We start from the raw sequence: 8,829 nt of genomic DNA, 5'->3' as shown, positions 1-8,829 counted from the left end.
GTACTTCGGATCCACATCCAAGACGAACTCGGCCGCCGGCCTGCCGTCGCGCTGGATCTCCGAAATGCTGGCCACCCGGCCAACTTCCACCCCGTTGTAGGTGACCTTGGAACCCGGATCCATCACCAAACCCGACCGGGCAGCCACCATTGTCAACGGCGTCTTCGACGTGAGCTCTCCGCGAAACTGCAACCAGAACAACGCCAACAACATCGCCATGGCCAACAAGAACACCGCAGCCCTCGTCTTGTATCGCGGGATACGTGGCGGGTTGACCTTCCCTGGCATGAGGGCTACACCGTGAGGTTGAAGTTGGGGTTTTTGCCGTAGACCGCCATCGCGGTCAGCACGACCACGACCACGATCGTGATCAACGACAACCGCATCGACCGGCCGACCGCTTCACCGACGCCAACCGGGCCGCCGCTGGCGGTGTAGCCGTAGTAGCAGTGGGTGGTCATCACGACCACCGCGACGAGGATCACCTCCGCGAACGACCAGCCCACGTCATTGAGGCGCAGGAATGTATGGAAATAGTGGTTGTAGGTGCCGACCGACTGCCCGTACAACAACACCGTGGTGACCTGTGCGGACAGGAAGGCCAGGGTGATCGCCAACCCGTACAACGGGATGATGACGATGAAACCCGCCACCACCCGGGTGGATGCCAGGAAGGCGATCGACCTGATCCCCATCACCTCCAGCGCGTCGATCTCCTCGCTGATGCGCATGGCGCCCAGTTCGGCGGTGGCGCCGGCGCCGACGGTGGCTGCTAGCGCCTGACCGCAGGCCACCGGCGCCACAAACCGCACATTGACCATCGCGGCCAAAAATCCAGTGAACGCCTCGACACCGATGTTGCCCAGCGACGCGAAGCCCTGGATGGCGACCAGTGAGCCCGCGGACAGCGTGATGAATCCAACGATCGCGGAGGTTCCGCCGGCCACGGCCATCGCGCCGGTACCCATCCCCATCTGGGCAATAATCCGCAGCATCTCTTTGGGGTAGCTGCGCAGCGCGAAGGGGATCAACCCGAATGCGGTCAGCGCGAACGAGACCATCTGCCCGATCTCGACCAGGACCCGGGCGGGGGCGTTGCGGTACCGGCGCACAGTGGGACCCGGCCGCAAGATGCGGGCAAGCGGGGCGGCAATCGTCGACATGTCAGTGCCCCGTTCCGAACCGGACACCGATAGTCGTCATCACCGCGTTGACCGCGAACAGCGCGATGAAGCACAGCACCACGGTCTCGTTGACGGCAGTGCCCAGACCTTTGGACCCGCCTTGGGCAATCAGCCCTCGGTAACAGCCGACCAGGCCGGCGATCAGCCCGAAAATTGCGGCCTTGACGAGCGCGATCACCACCTCGGGCAGCCCGGTGAGCACGGTGAGCGTGGACAGGTAGGCACCGCTGGAGACGTTCTGCAGGTACACGCTGAACAGGTAGCCGCCGCTCAGGCCGACGGCGATGACAAGGCCGTTGAGCAGCACGGCGACGACCGTGGAAGCGACGACACGGGGCACCACCAATCGGTGGATCGGGTCGATACCAAGCACCTCCATCGCATCGACCTCCTCGCGGATGGTGCGCGCGCCGAGGTCGGCACAGATCGCGGTGGCCCCGGCGCCGGCGACCACCAGCACCGTCACGATCGGGCCGAGTTGGGTGACCGCGGCGATCCCCGCACCGGCACCGGAGACATCGGCTGCGCCGAACTCGGCCAGCAGGACGTTGAGCGTGAAGATGAGCAGCACGGTTTCCGGGATCGCCACCGCGATAGTGGGCAGCAGCGACACCCTCATCAGGAACCAGCCATTCCAGATGAACTCGCGCCATTCGAACGGCTTCAGCAGGGCTTTGCCGGTAAGCGCGCACATCCGGAAGAAGCCACCGACCACTTCTGCCCCGGGCCGGAGTTGGTTGCCGATTTTGCTGGCAATCACGTTCGAGGTAGTCATTGGTACGGATCCGGGTCAGGGTCGCAGCACCGCGAAACATGTTTCACCAGAGAGTATTTCGAGCCTTTGATGAACAGAGTCGATCTCGGACCTCGGTGTGACCCGCGGCGTATCGCATCACCTCGGCCCCGACGCCACTCGACCACGTGATCCTCCCGGCCGGCATTCTTGCCCGTCCGCTGGGTCAGTGTCGCGTCTGATTGCGTCACGCAGCCACTATTGCACCTGACCGTCCGTACAGTCAATAACGCGACAAGACCGATCGGCAGCGACCGTTATAAGCCTACTCAGCCCTTCCAGCCGGAACCGGTTACGACCAACTCGCGCAAAGCATTTCTGTCGCTGCGAGGTCAGTCCGTGGCGCCCGTGACCGCGGCAAGGCATTCACGCACCACCGTGACGACGTCAGCGGAAGGGTTCGCCCACTTGCTGAGTTCCAACCGGTCGAGCAGCAAGCCGCCGAGGAACACGTCGACGAAAGCGGCTCCGACGTGTTCGGGTGTCCGGGGACCGTCGGGATCGAACCACACCCACAGCGACTGCAGCGATCCCCACAGCTGCAGTGCCGCCAGTTCGATGTCCACGGCCCGGAACACGCCGCCCTCAACCCCGTTGCGGATCTCGCCAATCGTCAATGCCTGCAATTGATCACGTAACTTCTGTACTTGAAGCATCGCCGGGTCATCGGTCAACTGAACGACCTCGCGCTGGCTTGCCACCGTCGCGTCGCGGTCGATCACGTGTAGCAGTGTGGAGGTGTAAATGATCGCGACGATGCGTTCGTGCGGCGCGGCCAGGCGATCCCACACCATCCGCAGCACGTCGAGCTGACGGGTCAGGTGGGTTTCCTCGAGCTCTCGCAACATCTGCGATTTGGTCCCGAAGTGATGAACGATGGTGCCCTTGGACATGCCCAATTCGTCGGCGATATCGCCGATATTTGTTCTCTCATAGCCACGTTCGGCGACATAGCGGACAAACGCGTCGAGAATCTCGTTACGTCTGCCGGGCGATCTGGGCATCTCAAACCCTTCGGAGCCAAACTAACCGTACGACCGGTCTATCATATCCTCCGCGGCGTGTAGCACAGCAGAAGCCTCACCAAGACCCGGAACGCTCGAGGTCGGCGCTCGCCGGGCCCTCCGTTGGATCAGAAGGGCCTACAGTGCCCTGCGGCCACTGAACCCATCTGGTGCGGTCAGGACATACATGTTTGCCCCAGGTACTGATCTGATTTCACCGGTGGTGTACATGGTCATGAGTTCTCTGCCATCGCTGTCGGCAACGCACACGTAGGTGTCGGACTCAGCATCGTAATCAAAGCTCTCCCAAGCTAATACGAATGCCAAGCAGTTGCCGTCGCGGTCCGTGATGACGAGCTTGTGGGCGCCTGACTCCTTTAAGAGCTTGGCATCCTGCGTGCGCCGCTGATGGGCGCCGTTGTGGACGGGTACGCTTTTTAACATCGATTCACTCCTTTGGTGTTGATCCGTCCGATCCGCTACCTCCGTTCAGTGCCGCGTTGTGCCACTGCGCCACCAGACGCGGATCGATTCGGAGGGCGTGTTCGAAAGGCCGCCTCAGCGTTGGGGAAGTTGTATCCGCGGCGCGCCGTGCCACCCCGACTCATCCCAGCTATCGCGGCATCCATCGTGGTGGTCTCACCTGCTCAGTGGCTAATCACTGAAGTCTGCCAGTTGCAGGCCTCCCATCGGTTAAAAGTCTCAAATTCGGTGACGGACCCGCAGATCTGCCGAGCGCCGCACTTCTGGCCGCGTACGGTGAGCCGGTGGCCGAAATCGACCGCAGCCGTACCATCGCGGCTGACCCGAAGGAAGTCTGGGATGTCCTCGCGGACTTCGGTTCGATCAGTTCATGGGCGGACAACATCGAGCATTCGTGCATCCTCACTCAGCGCAGCGAGCCGGTCGGCACCACGCGGCGAGTGCAGATCGGCCGCGACGCCCTGGTAGAGCAGATCACCGAGTTCGAAGCCGTGCGTGCGCTGGCCTATGACGTCGACGGCCTGCCCAAGCGGGTGCGGCGGTTCAACAACCGCTGGAGTCTGCGCCCGGCCGACAACGGCGCCACAGTCATCACGCTGACCAGCACGGTCGAAATCGGTTCTGGCCCTTTGCAAAAGCTTGCCGAACGTGCGCTATGCCGTGTCCAAGTCCGACAGTCCGACATCATGCTCGCCGGTCTTGCCAACCGATTGGAGAAGTCTCGTGAGTAGTCGCCCCGACGTCATCATTGTGATGACCGACGAGGAACGTGCCATCCCGCCCTACGAGTCGTCTGAGGTGCTCGCCTGGCGCGACCGAACACTCCACGGCCGCAAGTGGTTCGACGAGAGCGGCGTCAGTTTCACTCGGCACTACACCGGCTCGCTGGCTTGCGCGCCCAGTCGGCCGACGATCTTCACCGGGCACTACCCCGACTTGCACGGCGTCACCCAGACCGACGGCCTGGGCAAGCTGCCCGACGACTCACGCATGCGCTGGTTGCGGCCCGGCGAGGTGCCGACCATGGGTAATTGGTTCCGCGCCGCCGGTTACGACACCCACTACGACGGCAAATGGCACATCTCGCACGCCGATCTGCACGACGCCGACGGGCGTGTGCTGGCGACCAGCGACGCGGACGGCGTCGTCGACCATGACGCCGTCCAGCGCTATCTCGACGCTGATCCTCTTGCCCCGTTTGGCTTCTCGGGGTGGGTAGGTCCGGAGCCACACGGCGCCTTGCCGGCCAACGCGGGCATCCGCCGCGATCCGTTGGTCGCCGATCGGGTCGTCAGCTGGCTGATCGACCGGTATGCGCGCCGTCGCACCGGCGACCCCGCCGCGCAGCGTCCGTTCCTGTTGGTGGCCAGCTTCGTCAACCCGCACGACATCGTGTTGTTCCCGGGCTGGGTGCGCCGCAGCCCAGTGAAGCCGTCGCTGCTGGATCCGCCGCACGTGCCCGCGGCGCCCACCGCCGAGGAAGACCTGGCGAGCAAGCCGGCGGCGCAAATCGCATTCCGTGCGGCCTACGCCTCCGGCTACGGCCCGGCCCGGTTGATCGACCGGGCCTACCGTGGCAATGCGCAGCGCTACCGCGACCTGTACTACCAACTGCACGCCGAGGTCGACGGGCCGATCGACCGGGTGCGACGGGCGGTTACCGAGGGCGGCTCGGACAACGCAGTGCTGGTGCGCACCTCTGATCACGGGGATCTGCTCGGCGCCCACGGTGGTCTGCACCAGAAGTGGTTCAACCTCTACGACGAGGCCACCCGCGTGCCGTTCGTCATCGCGCGGATCGGTGACAGCGCTACAACGTCGCGCGCGGTATCGGCGCCGACATCGCATGTCGACGTGCTGCCGACACTGCTGGCCGCGGCGGGTGTCGACGTCGATGCGGCCGCCGACAGCCTGGCCGCGTCGTTCTCCGAGGTGCACCCGCTGCCGGGCCAGAACCTGATGCCGGTCGTGCACGGCGCGCCGGCCGACGACGATCGTGCGGTCTACATCATGACCCGCGACAACATCCTCGAGGGCGACAGCGGCGCCTCGGGTGCTGCCCGACGGTTGCGACGGACGTCGAATCCGCCCGGGCCGCTGCGTATCCGGGTGCCCGCGCACGTCGGGTCGAACTTCGAGGGCCTGGTAGTCCGCGTCGACGATCAGCTGTGGAAGCTGGTGCGCACCTTTGACGACCCGGCCACCTGGACTGAACCAGGGGTGCGTCACCTGGCAGCGAACGGGCTTGGCGGAGAGGCGTATCGGATGAGCCCGCTCGACGACCAGTGGGAACTCTACGACCTCACCGCCGATCCGATCGAGGCCCACAACCGGTGGACCGACCCGGACCTGCACGAGCTGCGCCAGCAGCTGCGGGCGCAGCTGAAGCACGCGCGGGCCGAGGCTATCCCAGAGCGAAACAAGCCCTGGCCCTACGCTTCTCGCCGACAGCGTTAGCTCTTGGCCGCCGCCGCGGCCATCTGCTTGAGCATGCTGTCATGGATGATGTCGATGCGGGAGCGGGCCTCCGCGCACACGTACGGGTCGCGAATCACGGTGAGCTGGTTGTCCTGCTTGGATTCGCCGCCGGTGGACCAGTTGGTCGAGCCGGTGATGACGTCGACGCCGTCGATGATGACCATCTTCAGATGCATGATCGCCGACTTCTCGCTGTGGCCGATCGCGATGCTGTTGCCGATCTTGTGGTTGAGCCACGGCGCCAGTAGTGCATGCTCCGCCTTGCCTGCGGCCTGAGTTGAATCGAGACTCATTTGCACATACATCTTTTCGTCGTTCAACGCCGACTGGAGAACCGTATTCAATTCCGTGTCGTCATAGCCGTACATCGCCACAACGATGCTCTTGGTGGCCGACGTCAACAGGGCTTTGAGCGCCTCGTGCACTTGGTCGACCGGACTGTAGAACGTTCGGGTGGCGTCGGGATAGCCGGGTGTAAACGGCGTGGCTTTGTACTGGTCCAGTGCGGTCAGCGAATCCAGTGCCATGGCAATTGCTCCTTTACAACGCTGGAGAGGTCCAGTCCTTCGGGTCGGCGCTTTGCTGTTGCTGCTGCGCGGTCAGGTTCAGCAGGTAGCCCGGGTTGTCGCGGCGGCGCACCAGGACGCTGGGATGCACCAGCGCGTCGGGGCCCATCGGCCGGCGCCGGCAGCCGACCAGGTACCACAGCTTTCCGTTGTTGTGGATCGGTGCGTCGGCGAAGTCCTCGGCCACCGTGCAGTCCTGCCGGTAGGCCGCCGCATCGATCGCCAACTCGCCGACGACGCCGTCGGTGACCCACTTCAGCGCGATCGTAGCGAGCCGATGGTCGGGGAACGTGCCGCCGACATCGGCATGTACGCCGGCGAACCACCGCTCTTGCAATCCGAGCGGATGTCGTTCGACGAGGTATTCCCGGTAGGGACGGCGTCGTTCGTCGATCGACACGGCGTGGCGGATGCGCGCGACGTTGGGCAACGTGCGCGTGTAGGGCCATCGCAGGTTGCCGAACCGCAGGAAGCCGGCCGCCTTCACGGTGTCCCACAGGCCCAGGTAGGCCACCGGTATCGCGTAGTGCCACACCTGATTTGGACTGTTTAGCTTCACGGTCTCAAAGAGCGGCTCATTCTCGGTACGCCAGCAGAACGCGCGGGCGAACTCGGCCCACCGGTCGTACTCGTCTTGGGTGAAATGCCGGTTGATCGCGTACTTTTCGACCGCGTACGGCAGCAGGTTCTCCGAGCCGGGTCGCAGCAACCCGGGCCGCAGCAGCATGCCGACCAGTGCGCGCGCGGTGTAGGCGCCGCGGCTGAACCCGAAAATGTAGACCGCATCGCCGGGGCGCCAATGCTGCATCAGATACCGGTATGCCTGTGCCACATTGTCTTTGAGACCCACGCCGAATGCCTGCTCATACAACAGGGTCAGCTTGCCCATCAGCGAAGAACGCGCGGGCGCCAGCGTGCCCACCCCAGGGTCGTAGTAGGCGAGCTGGCTGGCTTGATCGTTCTTGTCCAGCATCTCGAACAACTTCGCGACGTTGGTCAGATTCCCGGCGCCGATTTGATTCGCGGTGCCGTCAAAGCAGAGGACGATCCGCTTGCCCACGTGCGGCACTTTACGTGGCGGTGCCCGCTAATGGGACTAGGCTCGCGTTACATGACACTTCCACCGCCATCGGCAGGCTCGGTCGCCGTCGTCACCGGCGCATCCTCAGGTATCGGCGAACAATTCGCCCGTCAACTCGTGGCCCGCGGCTACCGCGTCGTCGTCACCGCCCGCCGGGAAGACCGGCTGCAACGGTTGTGTACGGAGTTAGGCGGCGACGAGCACGCCGTCGCGGTCGGCACCGATCTCGCAATTCCGGAGGACCGAGACCGGCTGGTCGGACGGATCGAGGAGCTGGGCGTTCAGGTCGACATCCTGGTCAACAATGCGGGCCTGGGCATCTACACCAAGTTCGGCGCCGAAGGTCGCGACAAGGAACTGCAGATGCTGCGCGTCGACGTCGAGGCGGTGGCCGACCTGACGCTGCGCTACCTGCCGGGCATGGTCGAGCGCGGTCGCGGCGCGATCATCAACCTGTCGTCGGTGTCGGGATTTCAGCCGGCCCCGTACAACGCCAACTACGCCGCGTCCAAGGCGTATGTGCTGTGGCTGTCGGAGGCGGTCAACGCCGAAGTCGCCGACAGCGGCGTGACGGTCACCGCCGTCTGCCCGGGCCCGGTGCCGACGGAGTTCCAGGCCACCAATGACGCCCAAGAGCTGGTGGACAAACTGCCGGGATTCACCCATGTTTCGGCTGAGCGGGTGGTCGCCGACGCGCTGAAGGCCGCCGAGCACGGTCGCGGGTCGGTGGTCCCGGGCGGACCGCAAGTCCGGTTGGCGCTGGGCTCCACCCGGTTTGTGCCGACCCCGTTGGTGTTGCCGGTCCTCAAGCGAGTGTTGAAGCGGTAGTAGGGATCTGTCACACCAGCCACCTGCGCACCAGGAAGTCGGCGTACACATCTTTTGGAAACGAAGGCGTATGTGATATCACCGGGCCTGATATCACATACGCACTCAAATCGCAGAAGCAACTAGTCCTCCAGCCAGTGACCAAAGGGTCTACTGAGATTGGTCAACTACCCGGCCATGAATGGCCAGGCTTGCAGCTGTTGTTCGTGACTGGCTGTCACGCTTCACGCCGCGCTGGGGACCGTTGACTGGGCCCAGGTGTTTGGTGCACGTAGCGCGATGTTGTCGGCTCCGAGGATGTCTGCGTGTTCTGCGGTGAATCCGCAGTCCTGGCAGACGAACTGGGCCTGGCTGGTCCGGTTGCGTCTGTCGATGTGGCCGCAGTGAGTGCAACGCTGGCTGGTGTAGGCCG

General features: G+C 64.2%; 11 protein-coding genes. 3 read left to right on the top strand and 8 right to left on the bottom strand.

Going from position 1 to position 8,829, the window contains the following annotated elements; genetic code table 11:
- From VGG53_RS17340 to VGG53_RS17320, 5 genes are all read right to left on the bottom strand, one after another.
- Positions 1–288: MlaD family protein (locus tag VGG53_RS17340; RefSeq protein WP_331519312.1), on the bottom strand; the 288-nt coding region annotated here is incomplete at its 3' end.
- Between the two features lie 5 nt (positions 289–293).
- Positions 294–1,163: an ABC transporter permease gene (locus VGG53_RS17335; RefSeq protein ID WP_331519311.1), complete on the bottom strand. Its 870-nt coding sequence runs from the start codon at positions 1,161–1,163 to the stop codon at positions 294–296.
- A gap of 1 nt (position 1,164) precedes the next feature.
- Positions 1,165–1,959, bottom strand: coding sequence for an ABC transporter permease (locus VGG53_RS17330; RefSeq protein WP_331519310.1), 795 nt, complete (start codon positions 1,957–1,959; stop codon positions 1,165–1,167).
- A gap of 350 nt (positions 1,960–2,309) precedes the next feature.
- The gene (locus tag VGG53_RS17325; protein WP_331519309.1) at positions 2,310–2,981 is read right to left on the bottom strand and encodes a TetR/AcrR family transcriptional regulator; all 672 of its coding nucleotides are present in this window, start codon (positions 2,979–2,981) and stop codon (positions 2,310–2,312) included.
- A gap of 138 nt (positions 2,982–3,119) precedes the next feature.
- Complete coding sequence (locus VGG53_RS17320) at positions 3,120–3,425, bottom strand: hypothetical protein (RefSeq protein ID WP_331519308.1); 306 nt, start codon at positions 3,423–3,425, stop codon at positions 3,120–3,122.
- A gap of 323 nt (positions 3,426–3,748) precedes the next feature.
- Here VGG53_RS17320 and VGG53_RS17315 point away from each other — a divergent pair, with 323 nt between their 5' ends.
- The gene (locus VGG53_RS17315; protein WP_331519307.1) at positions 3,749–4,195 is read left to right on the top strand and encodes an SRPBCC family protein; all 447 of its coding nucleotides are present in this window, start codon (positions 3,749–3,751) and stop codon (positions 4,193–4,195) included.
- Positions 4,188–5,921, top strand: coding sequence for a sulfatase-like hydrolase/transferase (locus tag VGG53_RS17310; protein WP_331519306.1), 1,734 nt, complete (start codon positions 4,188–4,190; stop codon positions 5,919–5,921). Before VGG53_RS17315 ends, VGG53_RS17310 begins: the two co-directional genes overlap by 8 nt.
- Here VGG53_RS17310 and VGG53_RS17305 read toward each other — a convergent pair.
- Positions 5,918–6,469: a phospholipase D-like domain-containing protein gene (locus VGG53_RS17305; RefSeq protein ID WP_331519305.1), complete on the bottom strand. Its 552-nt coding sequence runs from the start codon at positions 6,467–6,469 to the stop codon at positions 5,918–5,920. The genes VGG53_RS17310 and VGG53_RS17305 overlap by 4 nt on opposite strands.
- A 13-nt stretch (positions 6,470–6,482) precedes the next feature.
- Positions 6,483–7,568 (bottom strand): DUF2235 domain-containing protein, encoded by a 1,086-nt coding sequence (locus VGG53_RS17300; RefSeq protein ID WP_331519304.1) that lies wholly within the window; start codon positions 7,566–7,568, stop codon positions 6,483–6,485.
- Between the two features lie 51 nt (positions 7,569–7,619).
- On the opposite strand from VGG53_RS17300, the gene VGG53_RS17295 reads away from it, so the two are divergent.
- The gene (locus VGG53_RS17295; protein WP_331519303.1) at positions 7,620–8,417 is read left to right on the top strand and encodes an SDR family oxidoreductase; all 798 of its coding nucleotides are present in this window, start codon (positions 7,620–7,622) and stop codon (positions 8,415–8,417) included.
- 224 nt (positions 8,418–8,641) lie between these two features.
- Here VGG53_RS17295 and VGG53_RS17290 read toward each other — a convergent pair.
- The coding region (locus VGG53_RS17290) for a zinc ribbon domain-containing protein (RefSeq protein WP_331519302.1) at positions 8,642–8,829 on the bottom strand (188 nt) is incomplete at its 5' end.

This window comes from Mycobacterium sp. (assembly GCF_036490025.1).
GTDB lineage: Bacteria > Actinomycetota > Actinomycetes > Mycobacteriales > Mycobacteriaceae > Mycobacterium.
This window is presented reverse-complemented; position numbering and strand designations above follow the sequence as displayed.